The organism is Streptomyces sp. NBC_01445, assembly GCF_035918235.1.
Classification (GTDB): domain Bacteria; phylum Actinomycetota; class Actinomycetes; order Streptomycetales; family Streptomycetaceae; genus Streptomyces.
In genome coordinates this window covers 5,146,236-5,161,058 of sequence record NZ_CP109485.1, presented here as the reverse complement: position 1 = coordinate 5,161,058, position 14,823 = coordinate 5,146,236, and the positions used below count along the sequence as shown (strand labels likewise).

Annotated in this window: 15 protein-coding genes; 12 read left to right on the top strand and 3 right to left on the bottom strand. The window is 72.4% G+C overall.

Features of this window, described 5'->3' with window-relative positions; all coding sequences use genetic code 11:
• Positions 1-118: 118 nt before the first annotated feature.
• Positions 119-1,306: a pyridoxal phosphate-dependent aminotransferase gene (locus tag OG574_RS23590; RefSeq protein ID WP_326774830.1), complete on the bottom strand. Its 1,188-nt coding sequence runs from the start codon at positions 1,304-1,306 to the stop codon at positions 119-121.
• Between the two features lie 268 nt (positions 1,307-1,574).
• Positions 1,575-2,372, bottom strand: a complete 798-nt coding sequence (locus OG574_RS23585; RefSeq protein ID WP_326774829.1) for a maleylpyruvate isomerase family mycothiol-dependent enzyme — start codon at positions 2,370-2,372, stop codon at positions 1,575-1,577.
• Between the two features lie 491 nt (positions 2,373-2,863).
• On the opposite strand from OG574_RS23585, the gene OG574_RS23580 reads away from it, so the two are divergent.
• From OG574_RS23580 to kynU, 11 genes are all read left to right on the top strand, one after another.
• Positions 2,864-3,169, top strand: a complete 306-nt coding sequence (locus OG574_RS23580; RefSeq protein WP_326774828.1) for a hypothetical protein — start codon at positions 2,864-2,866, stop codon at positions 3,167-3,169.
• A 367-nt stretch (positions 3,170-3,536) separates the two neighbouring features.
• Positions 3,537-4,058: a DUF2617 family protein gene (locus OG574_RS23575; protein WP_326774827.1), complete on the top strand. Its 522-nt coding sequence runs from the start codon at positions 3,537-3,539 to the stop codon at positions 4,056-4,058.
• Positions 4,059-4,148: 90 nt separating this feature from the next.
• Positions 4,149-5,810, top strand: coding sequence for a polyamine aminopropyltransferase (locus OG574_RS23570; protein ID WP_398378754.1), 1,662 nt, complete (start codon positions 4,149-4,151; stop codon positions 5,808-5,810).
• Positions 5,811-5,863: 53 nt separating this feature from the next.
• On the top strand, positions 5,864-6,706 hold the full coding sequence (locus tag OG574_RS23565) for an SRPBCC domain-containing protein (RefSeq protein ID WP_326774826.1): 843 nt from the start codon (positions 5,864-5,866) through the stop codon (positions 6,704-6,706).
• Positions 6,707-6,726: 20 nt separating this feature from the next.
• On the top strand, positions 6,727-7,521 hold the full coding sequence (locus OG574_RS23560) for an aldose epimerase family protein (protein WP_326774825.1): 795 nt from the start codon (positions 6,727-6,729) through the stop codon (positions 7,519-7,521).
• Positions 7,522-7,531: 10 nt separating this feature from the next.
• Positions 7,532-8,083 carry an orotate phosphoribosyltransferase gene (gene pyrE / locus OG574_RS23555; protein ID WP_326774824.1) on the top strand — a complete coding sequence of 184 codons (552 nt, stop codon included), beginning with the start codon at positions 7,532-7,534 and terminating at the stop codon, positions 8,081-8,083.
• A 167-nt stretch (positions 8,084-8,250) separates the two neighbouring features.
• Positions 8,251-9,282: a class II fructose-bisphosphate aldolase gene (gene fbaA / locus OG574_RS23550; RefSeq protein ID WP_266672663.1), complete on the top strand. Its 1,032-nt coding sequence runs from the start codon at positions 8,251-8,253 to the stop codon at positions 9,280-9,282.
• Between the two features lie 68 nt (positions 9,283-9,350).
• On the top strand, positions 9,351-10,553 hold the full coding sequence (locus OG574_RS23545) for a MalY/PatB family protein (RefSeq protein WP_326774823.1): 1,203 nt from the start codon (positions 9,351-9,353) through the stop codon (positions 10,551-10,553).
• Entirely contained in the window at positions 10,550-10,963 is a 414-nt protein-coding gene (locus OG574_RS23540) for a DUF3151 domain-containing protein (protein ID WP_100596404.1), read from the top strand. The genes OG574_RS23545 and OG574_RS23540 overlap by 4 nt, the downstream gene beginning before the upstream one ends.
• 158 nt (positions 10,964-11,121) lie before the next feature.
• Positions 11,122-11,961, top strand: a complete 840-nt coding sequence (locus tag OG574_RS23535) for a tryptophan 2,3-dioxygenase family protein (RefSeq protein ID WP_326774822.1) — start codon at positions 11,122-11,124, stop codon at positions 11,959-11,961.
• The gene (kynU, locus tag OG574_RS23530) at positions 11,954-13,168 is read left to right on the top strand and encodes a kynureninase (RefSeq protein ID WP_326774821.1); all 1,215 of its coding nucleotides are present in this window, start codon (positions 11,954-11,956) and stop codon (positions 13,166-13,168) included. Before OG574_RS23535 ends, kynU begins: the two co-directional genes overlap by 8 nt.
• Positions 13,169-13,175: 7 nt before the next feature.
• Here kynU and OG574_RS23525 read toward each other — a convergent pair whose 3' ends face one another.
• Positions 13,176-13,826, bottom strand: a complete 651-nt coding sequence (locus OG574_RS23525; protein ID WP_326774820.1) for a TetR/AcrR family transcriptional regulator — start codon at positions 13,824-13,826, stop codon at positions 13,176-13,178.
• Positions 13,827-13,947: 121 nt separating this feature from the next.
• Between OG574_RS23525 and OG574_RS23520 the strand changes: the two genes are divergently transcribed.
• Positions 13,948-14,820 carry an alpha/beta hydrolase gene (locus tag OG574_RS23520; RefSeq protein ID WP_100596400.1) on the top strand — a complete coding sequence of 291 codons (873 nt, stop codon included), beginning with the start codon at positions 13,948-13,950 and terminating at the stop codon, positions 14,818-14,820.
• Positions 14,821-14,823 lie beyond the last annotated feature (3 nt).

Sequence of the window (14,823 nt, the reverse complement as noted above, 5' to 3'; positions counted from 1 at the left end):
GTCGCTGCCCGAGCCAGCAAGGGTATGACGAAGAGCCGCGCGTGGGTACGGTCACAACCGTCCCATTTGGATCACGCGCGCATCGCGTCACTCCTCGGGAAGCGGGGCCCGGCCGGCCTCAGGCGAGCTTCTTGAGGCGGTCGACCGCCTCTTCGAGCACCGGGATCCGCTTGCAGAACGCGAACCGTACGAAGGGGGCGCCCGCGTCGCGGTGGTCGTAGAACACCGCGTTCGGGATGGCGACGACGCCCGCGCGTTCGGGCAGCGCGCGGCAGAACGCGAAGCCGTCGCTCTCGCCGAGCGGGCGGATGTCGGTGGTGACGAAGTACGTGCCCGCGGGCCGGAACACCTCGAAGCCCGCCGCCGCGAGACCGTCCGCGAGCAGGTCGCGCTTGGCGCTCATGTCGGCGCGGAAGGCGTCGTAGTACGAGTCCGGCAGCGAGAGCGCCTCGGCGATCGCGTACTGGAAGGGGCCGGACGCGACGTAGGTGAGGAACTGCTTCGCCGAGCGGACCGCGGTGACCAGTTCGGGGCCCGCGGTCACCCAGCCGACCTTCCAGCCCGTGAACGAAAAAGTCTTGCCGGCCGACCCGATGGTCACCGTGCGCTCGCGCATGCCGGGGAGCGTGGCGAGCGGGATGTGCCCGGCGTCGCCGAACGTCAGGTGCTCGTACACCTCGTCCGTGATCACCAGGAGGTCGCGTTCGACGGCGAGGGCCGCGATCGCGGTGAGCTCCTCGCGGGTGAGGACGGTGCCGGTCGGGTTGTGCGGGGTGTTGATCAGAAGGAGGCGGGTGCGGTCGGTGACCGCGGCGCGCAGCTCGTCCAGGTCGAGGCGGAAGGCGCCGCCGTCGGGGCGCAGGGTGACGGGGACGCGGGTGCCGCCCGCCAGCGCGATGCTGGCCGCGTACGAGTCGTAGTACGGCTCCAGCGCGACGACCTCGTCGCCGGGTTCCACGAGGGCGAGCAGCGAGGCGGCGATGGCCTCGGTGGCGCCGGCCGTGACGAGGACCTCGCGGTCCGGGTCGAAGGTCAGACCGTAGCGGTGCTCCTGGTGGGCCGCGATCGCGGTGCGCAGCTCGGGGACGCCGGGGCCCGGCGGGTACTGGTTGCCGCGGCCGTCGCGCAGCGCCCGCACGGCCGCCTCGCGGATCTCCTCGGGGCCGTCCGTGTCGGGGAAGCCCTGGCCGAGGTTGATCGAGCCGGTCGCCGTGGCCAGCGCGGACATCTCCGCGAAGATCGTGGTCCCGAACTCGGCGAGACGGCGGTTGAGCAGGGGGCGCGCGCTGGAGGTCATGGCCGCCATCCTGCGCCGAACCTCTGGAGTTCCTCAACTCTGCTCCACTGATGAGCACCTGGGCCGGTACCCGAAGCACCGTCTCTGAGCAGGGGAAGAGCCGTCGTCGACCGTCGTCGTCTGTCATCGTTGAGCATCCCCGCACGGCCCAGAGACGGCCCGAGCGGGGGTGTCGCGGTGTGCCCCTCGAGCGGAACGTGCAGGAAGTCGCCCTCCCGCGCGTCGACCCACTTCTCAGTCTTGGCAAGGCTTACTTCGCCGCTCTACAGCACCCGTCCTACTCCTCCGGGTCCCACGCGCGGAGCAGGTCGAACAGACCTGCGTCTCCCTCGATCTGCAGGGAGTCCGCCGGGATACGGTCGTACACGAAGAGAACCAGCTCACTGGCCGTGCCGCGAACGGAGACGCCAGCCGCGTTCGGGCCCTCGTCGGCAGCGGCGACAGGCGTCGTGCCGGGCGCGGAGATACGGGTGGAGCGTGCGCCGTCGCCGTCGACCGTGAGGCGCCAGGAACGGCCCTCGGTGGCGTGGAAGTCGAAGGCAGTGGGCTTGTGCGGCCAGGCACCCGTCGTTGCGACGCAGGTGAACAGGAACTCCTCGACACCGTCGAGTGCCACCTCATCCGGCAGCGGCTCCGGGGCACCCACAGTGACCTGGGCGTCGTAGGTGTGCACCGCGATCTGCTGGAGCTGGTGCCGGGCGACGGCGCCACAGGTCTGCGGCGACTGGGACGCACCCCACCACGTCCAGCAACCGCGATCCGGGCCGGCCTCCCGCAATGCGTCCAGCAGTTGCTCCGTGGACTCCGCCAACCAGGCCAGCAGGGCCTCGCGCTCCCGAGGCGCAGCCGGGGCGCCCTCCGCTGCGGACTTGGCCGGAGCAGGCCCTGCGGCGACGGTGGCGGCCCAGGCGCGGCGCCCCTCGCCGATGTGCTGCGCCAGATCGAACAGCGTCCACTCGGGGCAGGTCGGCACCTGTACGTCGAGGCTTGGCGCGGAGGCGACCGCGGCGCGGAAGGCGCTCGACCGTTCGTCGATCAGTCGCAACAGAACGGGGAACGTAAGTGTCGTTGTCACATGGACTCTCTATCACCGTGTTCCGACAATCGGACAGTGATTTTCACGGCCGAGGCGGCGAGCGCGCGGCACGGGCCGGGCGCCCTCAGATGACGCCGTGTCCACGTTCTGAAACGATCAGTGAGTCACGCAACGCCGCACCGGCAGGGCCTCATTAGCCGCTCTTACCGTGCCCGCGAGTACATGGGACACGCCGACCCGGCCATGACCCTTCGGGTGTACGCCCACCTGATGCCCGACAGTCGCGAGCGGTCCCGGCGAGCCATTGAGACGGGGCCCTCGGGATGCCCCACGTCGAAGATCACGGCCCATAGACGGCCCGATCGACCGCCGATCGCCCCTGGTTCTGCTTCCGGTGCAGGCCGGGGACTTTCGCGGAAGGGGAAACCTCTGGAGTTCCTCAACTCTGCTTTGACGGGGCGCGGGTCCGGGAATCCCCGAATCACGCCCGACGGGGGCGTTCTCGGGGGAATGAGAGGAAGGTGAGGGCCGTGATCATCGGAGCCATCATCTTTGTACTTGTGATCGTGGGCATCGTCGTGGCCGTGTCGTCCGCAGGCGGCTCGGGCAAGGCGCGGAGCGGGAAGACGTCACTGAGCAAGGGCCGGTCGTCCCGCTCCCGCGGCAGCTGGTGGGCCGGCGGCGGCGGTGCGGCGGGCGGGGCCTCCTGCTCGTCGGGCAGCTCCGGCGGACACCACGGGCACTCCTGCGGCGGCGGATCCTCGTGCGGGGGCGGCAGCTCCTGCGGCGGCGGGTCCTCCTGCGGCGGCGGGGGCGGGTGCGGCGGCGGAAGCTGACCGCGCCACGAGGACACGTACGGCTCACAGGGAGGCGGCTGACACGGGGCAGCCGGTCCGCGTGGGCCGTACGTATGTGTGAGCCAGCCGGAGAGACGTGCGACGAACGGGGCGCCATATGCGCCCGGAAAGGTCCGTTGCGCGGGAACGGTACGCAAGTTGCCGAGAGAAGTTGAACAGTTGAGCTGTGGGGTCCCCGGAGGGGATGGAAACCCGGCGAAGTTGGGTAAAAACCCTGTTGCGGCGCCACTGTTCATGATTCTCTCTTAACCGTCAAAGCGGCCCTCGTGTGTTCGCGTGGGCACGTGCCGGCCCTCCCCCTTCAGCGCCGGCCTCACCTCCTTTTGCGTGTTAGCGGAGCCGACCCATGCTCACGACCCTGAACACCGCCTACACCGACACGCGCGCGGACGACCTGGCCTGGGCTCTCGGCCGCGAACCGCTGCCCGCGCTCGCCACGCTCGACCTCGAACTCGCCGGTGCCCAGCTCCAATTGAGGCTCCTCGGCGCCTCGCACCAGGTACTCCTGGAGGAGGAGCGCGGCACCTGCTCCGAGACCGTCGCCTGTATCCCGGGCAGCAGCACCCCGCTGCCGCTCGGCGTCGCCAAGCGCATGGGCGACTGGGAGTACGAATTCGCGGCACACGTCGAGACCCTCTCGAAGGGCTCGTTCGCGGGCCGCGCCCAGGAGCTCATCGCGCTGGTGTCCGACCATCCCAACGGTCTCGCCGGGGTGTTCCCCGGCAGCCCGCACGCCTTCACCGCACTGCTCGCCCACCGGCAGGAGGGCCAGGTGCACTGGCGTACCTGGCACGCCTATCCGCAGGAGGGTCAACTCGTCGTCACCCGGACCCGGGTGGGCGTGCGGACCCCGGCTGCGGTGCTGTGACGCCATGGGCTGCAACTCATGCGCGCGCGGACCCACTTCCACACGTGTGGGTGACTGGGCGGAGTGGTGTGGTGACGTAGCGTTCGCAAGGTGATCGAGCCGCGCACCCCCGTCCAGACCGGCGTCCCGCGCGCCCGGAGCGAGGAGGACAGGGCGCCCCTTCCCGTGGCGCCCCTTCCCGTGAAACCGGCGACGGGGCGGTTCCTCGTCCTCGCGGGCGTCTTCCTCTGCGCGGCCTGCGGACTCGTGTACGAACTCGAACTGGTCGCGCTCGCCTCGTACTTGATCGGCGACTCCGTCACCCAGGCGTCCGTCGTGCTGTCCGTGATGGTCTTCGCCATGGGCATCGGCTCGCTCGGGGCCAAGCGGCTGCGGCTGCGTGCCGCCGCCGGGTTCGGCGCGGTCGAGGCCGCGCTCGCGCTGGTCGGCGGGTGCAGCGCGATGGCGCTGTACGCGGTGTTCGCGTGGACCGGCGACTGGGGCGGGTCCTGGGCGGGCGGCTCGCGCTACATGCTCGTCGGGTTCTCCCTCGCCATCGGTGTGCTCATCGGCGCCGAAGTGCCCCTCCTGATGGTGCTCATCCAGCGGATCAGGCGGCAGGACCCCGGCGGCGCCGTCGCCGACCTGTTCGCCGCCGACTACGTGGGCGCGCTCGTCGGCGGGCTCGCCTTTCCCTTCCTTCTGCTGCCGATGCTCGGGCAGCTGACGGGCGCGCTGCTGACCGGCGCGGTCAACGCGCTCGCCGGTGGCGCCCTCGTACTCGGCCTGTTCCGCAGGGACCTGACGCGCCGGGGCCGCTGGACGCTGCTCGTGGCGAACGTCGTCGTGCTCGGCCTGCTCGCCTGCGCCGCGGCCCGCGTGGACGACTTCGAGCGGGCCGCCCGGCAGGCCATGTACGGCAGGGACGTACGCGTCGCCGTCCAGACCGGCGTACAGGAGGTCGTCCTCACCGGCGGCAGGCACGAGCCGCTCGACCTCTACCTCGACGGGCGCCTGCGCGTCAGCGGCCGGGACGAGCAGCGCTACCACGAGGGCCTGGTGCGGCCCGCGATGACCGGGCCGCACGCGCGCGTGCTCATCCTCGGCGGCGGTGACGGCCTCGCCGCCCGCGAGGTCCTGCGCTTCCCCGGGGTGCGGCAGGTGGACATCGTCGAGATCGACCCGGGCGTCGTACGCCTCGCCAGAAACGATCCGCCGCTCAGCGCGCTCAACGGGCACGTGTACGAGGACCGGCGCGTGCGGGCCGTGACCGGGGACGCCTTCCAATGGCTGCGCGGGCCCCACACCCCGTACGACGTCGTGATCTCCGATCTGCCCGACCCCGGGATCACGGCCAGCACGAAGCTGTACTCGCAGGAGTTCTACGGCCTGGCGGCCCAGGTCCTCGCGCCGGACGGGCGGCTGGCCGTGCACGCCGGGTCGCTGTCGTCGCGGCCCCGCGTGTTCTGGACGGTCGACACGACGCTGCGCGCGGCGGGCCTGCGGACGGTGCCGTACTGGGTGGGCACGGGCGAACCGCCGGCCCCGGCCGGGCGGCAGCACGGGGCGTGGGACCGGCTCACCGGGATCGCCGACGGGCCCGACCGGACGCTCGACGGGACGCGGGCGCCCAGCGACTGGGGGTTCGAGCTCGCGGGCCCGCGACCGCTGCCGGAGGGGGCCGTGCCGCGCGAGCAGGTGCGGGCGGCGGAGCGCTCGAGGATCACCGGACTCGCGCCGTCGACCCTGGTTCATCCGCGGTACGCCGACTGAGTACGGGCCGAACACGGGACGCGTGGGGCCGGGCGTGGGTAGGCTCGGGCGGCATGGAGCATGAGGTGTTCGTTCCGGTTCCGGCGGAGTCGTTGAGGGGCGCGCTGGCAGCCCCCGAGTTGGTGGCGAGGGCGGTGCCCGGGCTTCAGCGGGAGGCCTCCGGCGACGGCGGCCGGCTGAAGCTCCGCATCGGCGGCCACACCATCACCTACCGCGGCTCCCTGCGCGTCACCGAGACGGAGACCGGGGCGTTCGCGGTCGAGGGCGACGGCACCGAGGCGCGCGGCACCGGGTCCGTGAAGTTCGCGGTGACGGTGCGGGTCGCCGCCGCGTCCGGCGGCTCGAACGTCACGTTCGTCGCGTCCGGCAGCGGGGACGGCCGGGTCGCCGAACTCTCCGAGGACGCCGTGCAGTCCGCGGTGCGCCGTCTCCTGAGCCGCTTCGCGGAGGCGCTCGGCACGGCGGCGGAACCGGGGACGGACCCGGGGGCACAGGACGCGGCCCCTGCGGGAGACTCCGCCGAGGACACGGCGGACGCCGCAGACGCCGCAGACGCCGCGGACGCCACCGACACGGACGCCGAGGACGAGGACCACACCTCCGTCTTCGAGACCGAGATCCCGCCGCCCTCGCTCGCCCCCTTCGCCGAGGCTGCCCCAGAGGAGGCCGGGTTCGACTCCGAAGCGCCCCCCGCCGAGGCCGCCCACGCGCGCCGCACCATGATCGGCCGCAGCGCCGAGGAGGTAGACCACGCGCCGCCGCGCGGCCGGTACGCCCCCGTGCCCGCGCCCGAGACCACGGCGGCCACCGCCACCCTGCGCTGGGCCGCGCCCGCCGCCGCCCTCGTGGTCGCGTCCGCGATCGTCGTCGGCCGGGTATTGCGCCGCCGGCGCTGATCGAAACGTAAGGTCGGCCCGTGACTACCCAGGAAACGACGCTGACCGCGGGTGACGCGGAAGTGACCGTGCAGCCGGGCAACGGCTGCCGCGTGAGCAGCCTGCGGATCGGTGGCACCGAACTCCTCCGGCAGGGGGAGCGGTACGGCTGCTTCCCGATGGTGCCGTGGTGCGGCCGTATCAGGGACGGCAGGTTCCGGGACGGCGGGCAGACGTACCAGATGCCCCTGAACTCGCCGCCCCACGCCATCCACGGCTTCGCCCGCGACGCCGAGTGGACGACCGCCCGCGCGAGCGCCGACGAGGCCGTCTTCACGTACGACCTCGCCGAGCCCTGGCCCTGGACCGGGCGCGTCACGCAGATGGTGCGCCTCGCCGAGGACTCGCTCACGCTGACGCTCGGCATCGAGACGTACGGCGACTCCTTTCCCGCGCAGGCCGGCTGGCACCCCTGGTTCAACCGGACCCTCGACGGCTCCGCCGACGGCGCGCACGTCGAGTTCTCACCGGCCTGGCAGGAGGAGCGCGGCGACGACCACCTCCCCACCGGCAAGCGGATCGACCGCACCGGCGGCCCCTGGGACGACTGCTTCGGCATGCCCGACGGCGTCGACGTGACCCTGACCTGGCCGCAGCAGCTTGAGGTCAGGATCGCGAGCCGGGAGCAGTGGGTCGTCGTCTACGACGAGCAGGAGGCGGCCGTGTGCGTGGAGCCGCAGACCGGCCCGCCGGACGGTCTGAACACGCTGCCACGCCTCGTCACCCCGGTGGAGCCCCTTGAGGCGTCGACCACCTGGACGTGGCGGGCGCTCTAAGCTCTTAGCCATGACGAACGACGTGCGCGACGCGCTTCTCCAGCAGATCAAGGACAAGGCCGTGGTGCACGGCAAGGTGACTCTCTCCTCCGGTCTGGAGGCGGACTACTACATCGACCTGCGCCGCATCACCCTCGACGGCGAGGCCGCCCCGCTGGTGGGCCAGGTGCTCCTCGACCTGACCGCCGACCTCGACTTCGACGCCGTGGGCGGCCTGACGATGGGCGCCGACCCGGTCGCCGGCGCCATGCTGCACGCGGCCGCCGCCCGGGGCGAGCGCCTCGACGCCTTCGTGGTCCGCAAGGCCGCCAAGGCGCACGGCATGCAGCGCCGCGTCGAGGGCCCGGACATCAGGGGCCGCCGCGTGCTCGTCGTCGAGGACACCTCCACCACCGGCGGCTCCCCGCTCGCCGCCGTCGAGGCAGTGCGCGAGGCCGGTGCCGAGGTCGTCGGCGTCGCCACGATCGTGGACCGCGCCACCGGTGCCGCCGAGAAGATCACCGAGGGCGCCGGGGTGCCCTACCTGTTCGCGTACGGCAAGGACGAACTGGGCCTCGACTGAGGCCGGTCGACAACGGGCCGGACCCAGTACGCGACCAGTACTGGAGCTGTCCGGCAAGTCTGGAAAGATGGGGGCGACGATGACGTCGCCATCCGGGGCCGATCCAGACGAGAGGCCCCAGGTCAGGGTCTGACAGCACACACCCGCACATCCCAAGGAGCGGACACATGCCCATCGCAACTCCCGAGGTCTACGCCGAGATGCTGGACCGGGCGAAGGCCGGCAAGTTCGCCTACCCGGCCATCAACGTGACCTCCTCGCAGACCCTGAACGCTGCGCTGCGCGGCTTCGCGGAGGCCGAGAGCGACGGCATCATCCAGATCTCCACCGGTGGTGCGGAGTTCCTGGGCGGCCAGTACAACAAGGACATGGTGACGGGTGCCGTGGCCCTCGCCGAGTACGCGCACATCATCGCCGAGAAGTATGACGTCACCGTCGCGCTGCACACCGACCACTGCCCCAAGGGCAAGCTGGACGGCTATGTGCGCCCGCTGCTCGACATCTCCGCCGAGCGCGTCAAGGCCGGCCGCAACCCGCTGTTCCAGTCCCACATGTGGGACGGCTCCGCGGAGACCCTCGCCGACAACCTGGCCATCGGCCAGGAGCTGCTGGCGAAGGCCGCCGCCGCGAAGATCATCCTCGAGGTCGAGATCACCCCGACCGGTGGCGAGGAGGACGGCGTCAGCCACGAGATCAACGACGAGCTGTACACGACCGTCGACGACGCGATCCGCACCGCCGAGGCCCTGGGCCTGGGCGAGAAGGGCCGCTACCTGCTCGCCGCGTCCTTCGGCAACGTGCACGGCGTGTACAAGCCGGGCAACGTCGTCCTGCGTCCGGAGCTCCTCAAGGACCTCCAGGAGGGCGTCGGCGCCAAGTTCGGCAAGACGGCCGGGTCGCAGCCGTTCGACTTCGTCTTCCACGGCGGCTCCGGCTCCACCGAGCAGGAGATCGCGACGGCGCTGGAGAACGGCGTCGTGAAGATGAACCTCGACACCGACACCCAGTACGCCTTCACGCGTCCGGTCGCGGACCACATGTTCCGCCACTACGACGGCGTCCTGAAGGTCGACGGCGAGGTCGGCGTGAAGTCGCAGTACGACCCGCGCACCTGGGGCAAGTCCGCCGAGGCGGGCATGGCCAAGCGCGTCTCCGAGGCCTGCGCGAACCTGCGCTCCACGGGCACGAAGCTCAAGTAGTACGAGGCTGGTCACCGGGGCCCGGCATCCCTCCTGGGGTGCCGGGCCTCCGGCGTACCCCGAGGGAGATGACTGTGCGCTACGACTTCGACACCCCGGTCGACCGGCGCGGCACGTGGTGCGTCCAGTGGGACGGGGTCGCGGACCGGTTCGCGGTGCCCGATCTGCTGCCGTTCACCATTTCCGACATGGACTTCGCCTGCGCGCCCGAGGTCCTCGCGGCGCTCGGGTCCCGGCTCGCGCACGGCGTGTTCGGGTACACGGACTGGCGGCACGACGACTTCCGCGGCGCCGTGCGCGACTGGTTCGCGACCCGGTACGGCACCGAGGTCGACGTGGACGGGCTCGTGTACGCCCCGTCCGTGCTCAACCAGATAGCCCAGCTCCTGCGCATGTGGACGCGGCCCGGCGACGGCGTCGTCCTGCACACCCCCACGTACGACGGCTTCCGCAAGGCGGTCACCGGGCTCGGCCGCGAGATGCGCACCGCCGGTGTCGACGACTGGGCGGGTCTGGAGCGGGAGCTGGCGCGGCCCGACAGCCGGGTCCTGATCCTGTGCTCGCCGCACAACCCCACGGGCAAGGTGTGGACGGACGCCGAGCTGACCCGGATCGCGGACCTCGCCCGGCGCCACTCGGTCGCCGTCATCAGCGACGAGATCCACGCCGACCTCACGCACACCGGCCACGTCCACCGCCCGTGGACACCGTACGGCGAGGGCTTGCGCTGGGCGCTCGTCACCTCCGCCACCAAGGCCTTCAACTTCCCTGCCCTGAGCGGGAGTTACGGCTTCGTCGGCGATCCGGACGACCACGCCGAGTTCGTGCGGCGCATGGACACCGCGGAGGGCCTCGCCTCGCCGGCCGTCCTGTCGCTGACCGCGCACATCGCCGCGTACCGCGAGGGCGGGGCGTGGCTGGACGGCGTACGGGAGTACACGCACGGGAACCTGGCGATGCTCGCGGAGCGGCTGGACGCCGCGTTCCCCGGGCTCGGGTGGCGGCCGCCGCAGGCCGGCTATCTCGCCTGGATCGATCTGCGCCCCCTCGGCGTCGACGACGACGCGCTCCAGCGGGAGCTCGTCGAGCGGGAGCGCGTGGCGATCATGCCGGGCGCCACCTACGGGGCGCCCGGATTCGTCCGCCTGAACGTCGGCTGCCCGCGCGCCAAGGCCGAGGCGGGCGCGGACGCGCTGGTGCGGGCGCTGGGCAGGCTCGCGATCACCGGCATGGAACACACCCCCGGTCATGGCGCAGACTGGAACCCATGAGCCTTCACGAGAACCTTCTCGGGGGACCGCCCCCGACCGAGCTGCCCGACGACCCGGAGCCGCGCGAGCTGCTCGCGAGCGGCACGGCGCCCGCCGATGTCGCCGCGAAGTATCCGACCTCCTCCCTCGCCTGGGCGCGTCTCGCCGACGAGGCGTACGAGCGCGGCAGCGTCGTCGAGTCGTACGCGTACGCCCGCACCGGCTACCACCGCGGCCTGGACTCCCTGCGCCGCGCGGGCTGGAAGGGCCACGGCCCGGTGCCGTGGGAGCACGAGCCGAACCGCGGCTTCCTGCGTGCCCTGCACGCCCTCGCGCGCGCCGCGCAGTCCATCGGCGAGCAGGCGGAGTACGAGCGCTGCGCGCAGTTCCTCAAGGACTCCTCGCCCGCCGCGGCCCAGACCCTGGGCTAGATTTCCGCACTTCCTCCAGGCCCGCCCGTGACGATGTGACCGGGCGGGCCTTGCCGTTTCGGGGGACGATTGCGGAGGATGCCGGTGGGGACCGGGGCCCCCGTGCCGGAATTCGGCAGGGGCGGACCGCTACCCGGAGTACGTTCAAGGAGACAGCGATGTCCCACGAGGCTCACGAGTCGAACGAGCCAGAGACGCCGTATCTCGACTTTGCGGGAACCACCCCTTACGAGGACTACGTCCAGGCCGACGTCCTCACCCACCTCCAGCACACCCGCTCCGACGACCCCGGAGAGATGGTCTTCCTGGTCACGACCCAGGTGATGGAGCTGTGGTTCACGGTCATCGTCCACGAGTGGGAGACCGCGGCGCGGGCCCTGCGCGGCGACGACGTGCCGACCGCGGTGGCCGCCCTGAAGCGCTCCGTGCGCGAGCTGGACGCGCTGAACGCGTCGTGGCGCCCGCTCGGCCAGCTGACCCCCGCGCAGTTCAACTCCTACCGGGCCGCCCTCGGCGAGGGCTCCGGCTTCCAGTCGGCGATGTACCGGCGCATGGAGTTCCTGCTCGGCGAGAAGTCCGCCTCCATGCTCGTCCCGCACCGGGGCGCGCCGCGCGTGTACGCGGAGCTGGAGAAGGCCCTGGAGGAGCCGAGCCTGTACGACGAGGTGCTGCGGCTGCTGGCCCGCCGCGGCCACGCCGTCCCCGAGGCCGTGCTCAAGCGGGACGTGGCGCAGAGGTACGAGCCGTCCCCCGAGGTCGAGGCCGTGTGGACCGCGCTGTACGCCGGTGACGAGGGCGACGAGCTCGCCCGCCTCGGCGAGGCCCTCACCGACGTCGCCGAGCTGGTGTGGCGATGGCGCAACGACCATCTGGTGGCGACCCGCAGGGCGATGGGCGCCAAGACGGGCACGGGCGGCTCCGCGGGCGTGGCCTGGCTGGAGAAGCGCGCGCAGAAGAACGTGTTCCCCGAGCTGTGGACAGCGAGGTCCCATGTCTGACGTCACTGCGCTTGCCGGTAAGGCGCTGGAGCTGGACGCCGCCGACGAGCTGGGCAAGCTGCGCGAGCGTTTCGTCCTGGACGACACCGGCGACAGCGTGTACCTCGACGGCAACTCGCTCGGCGCGCTCCCCGCGCAGGTGCCGGGGCGCGTCGAGGACGTCGTGCGCCGGCAGTGGGGCGAGCTGCGCATCCGTTCCTGGACCGAGTCGGGCTGGTGGACGGCGCCGGAGCGGATCGGCGACCGGATTGCGCCCCTCGTCGGCGCCGCCGAGGGGCAGATCGTCGTCGGCGACTCGACCAGCGTCAATGTGTTCAAGGCGCTGGTGGGCGCGGTGCGCCTGGCCGGTGAGGGGCGCGACGAGATCCTCGTCGACGCGACGACGTTCCCGACGGACGGGTACATCGCCGAGTCCGCCGCCCGGATGACGGGCTGCACGCTGCGTCCGCTGACCCCGGCGGAGGTCCCGGGCGCGCTCGGCGACCGTACGGCCGCGGTGCTCCTCAACCACGTCGACTACCGCACGGGCCGCCTGCACGACCTGCCCGCGCTGACTGCCGCGGTGCGCGCGGCGGGCGCCGTGTCCGTCTGGGACCTGTGCCACAGCGCGGGCGCGCTGCCGGTCGGGCTCGACCGGCACGGGGTCGACCTCGCGGTCGGCTGCACCTACAAGTACCTGAACGGCGGCCCGGGTTCACCCGCGTACCTGTATGTGCGCAGTGATCTGCAGAGCCGCTTCGACTCCCCGCTGCCGGGGTGGAACTCGCACGCCGAGCCGTTCGGGATGCGGCCCTCGTACGAGGCCGGGGACGGGGCGGTGCGGGGCAGGGTCGGCACCCCCGACATCCTGTCCATGCTCGCCCTGGAGGCGGCGCTCGACGTCTGGGACGGGGTGTCGGTCGACGCGGTGCGCGCCAAGTCGCTCGCGCTGACGGACTTCTTCCTGGAGTGCGTCGAGGCGTATGTGCCCGCGGGGCGGGTCGAGTCGGTGACGCCGGCGGCGCACGCCGAGCGCGGCAGCCAGGTGGCGCTGCGTGCCGACGACGCCGGGGCCGTCATGGAGCGGCTGATCGCGGTGGGTGTGGTCGGTGACTTCCGCGCGCCCGACGTGCTCCGGTTCGGCTTCACCCCGCTGTATCTCGGGTTCGCCGAGGTGGAGCGGGCCGCGCGGGTCCTCGCGGATCAGCTGGCGGCCGCGGCGGCGTAGACGCGCCTCAGGTGGTGTAGACGCCCGCTTCCGCCGCCGCGACGGCGGCGTCGGCGGCCTGGTCCGCGTCGGCTTCGGTCGGCGCGGATCCGGCCGTCAGGAGCTGGTAGTACAGGGGCGCGGACACGGCCCGCACGACGGCCGCCGCGTCCGTGCCGGCCCTCAACTCGCCGCGCCGCACGGCCTGTTCCACGCACGGAGCCCACTCGGTGACCCGTACCTCGTAGAAGCGGCGTAGCGCCGCCGACGTCTTTTCGTCGCAGGTCGCGGCGGCGATGACGGCCCGGAACAGGGCGCCCTGGCGGGGGTCGGCCAACGCGCGCCGCACCAGGCGGGCGTTGGCCCGCAGGTCGCCGCGCAGGGTCCCGGTGTCGGTGCGCGGCAGCGACTGCTCGGCCATGTCGGCGAGCAGATCGGCGACGAGCCCCGTGACCGAGCCCCAGCGCCGGTACACCGTCGTCTTGCCGACCTCCGCGCGCCGCGCGACGTCCGCCAGGTCGAGATGGGCGAAGCCCTGTTCGGCGAGCACGTCACCGGCGGCGTCGAGGACGGCGGCGCGCACCCGCGCCGTGCGCCCGCCGGGACGGACGGTGCCGGGCTCCGCCTGCGCGGTGCCGGGGTCCGAAGGGGCGGTCCCGGGCTCTGCTTGTTCGGGCATACGGTCAGGGTAACGGCACAGGGGAACCGTTTATCCGGTTACGGTGTGTGTCCGCCCACGTCACCGGCCTGGTAGCGTCCGCATACTTTCCAATTCCGCCGTGACGCTGAGAGGTTGGAGCATGCCGGACGACGCCGCCGCCCGCGACGAGGCCGAAGAGGCATCGGCCTTCTCGCACCCCGTGGTCCCGCCAGACGTCACCGCCGCGTACGGGGATCACCCGGACCAGGTCGTCGACCTCTACGCGCCCCGCGACGGCGCGGAATCCGCGCCCCTGGTGGTGCTCCTGCACGGCGGCGCGTGGCGCGCGCCCTACGACCGGCAGCACCTCACGCCGTTCGCCGACTTCCTCGCGCGGCGCGGCTTCGCGGTCGCCAACGTCGAGTACCGGCGCGGCAGTTCACTGCCCCAGCAGGGCGGTACCGCTCCGGTGGCGGGGCGGTGGCCGGAGACGTTCGACGACATCGCCGCCGCTCTCGACGCGCTCCCCGGCCTCGTACGGGAAGTGCTGCCGCAGGGTGACCCGCGGCGCACCGTCGTCGTGGGGCACTCGGCCGGCGGGCAGCTCGCTCTGTGGGCCGCCGCGCGGCATCTGCTGCCCGAGGACGCGCCCTGGCGCACCGCCGCCCCCGCACCGCTGCGCGGCGTCGTCGCGCTCGCCCCGATCGCCGACTTCGTGACGGCCCGCGACCTCGACGTCTGCTCCGGCGCACCCGCCCAATTCCTGGGCGGCAAGGCCGTGTTCGAGGAGCGCCTGCCGTACGCCGACCCGGCCGCGCTGCTTCCCACGGGCATCGCGACGACGCTGGTGCAGGGACGGGCGGACACGACGGTGCCGTACGCGGTCGCGGAGGCCTACGCGGACGCGGCGGCGAAGGCGGGCGAGGTAGTGGGACTCACGCTCCTGGAGGACGTCGGCCACTTCCCGCTGATCGACCCCGCCGCGGACGCGTGCGCCGTGGTGGCTGAGGAGATCGCCCAGCTGGCGTGGTGACGA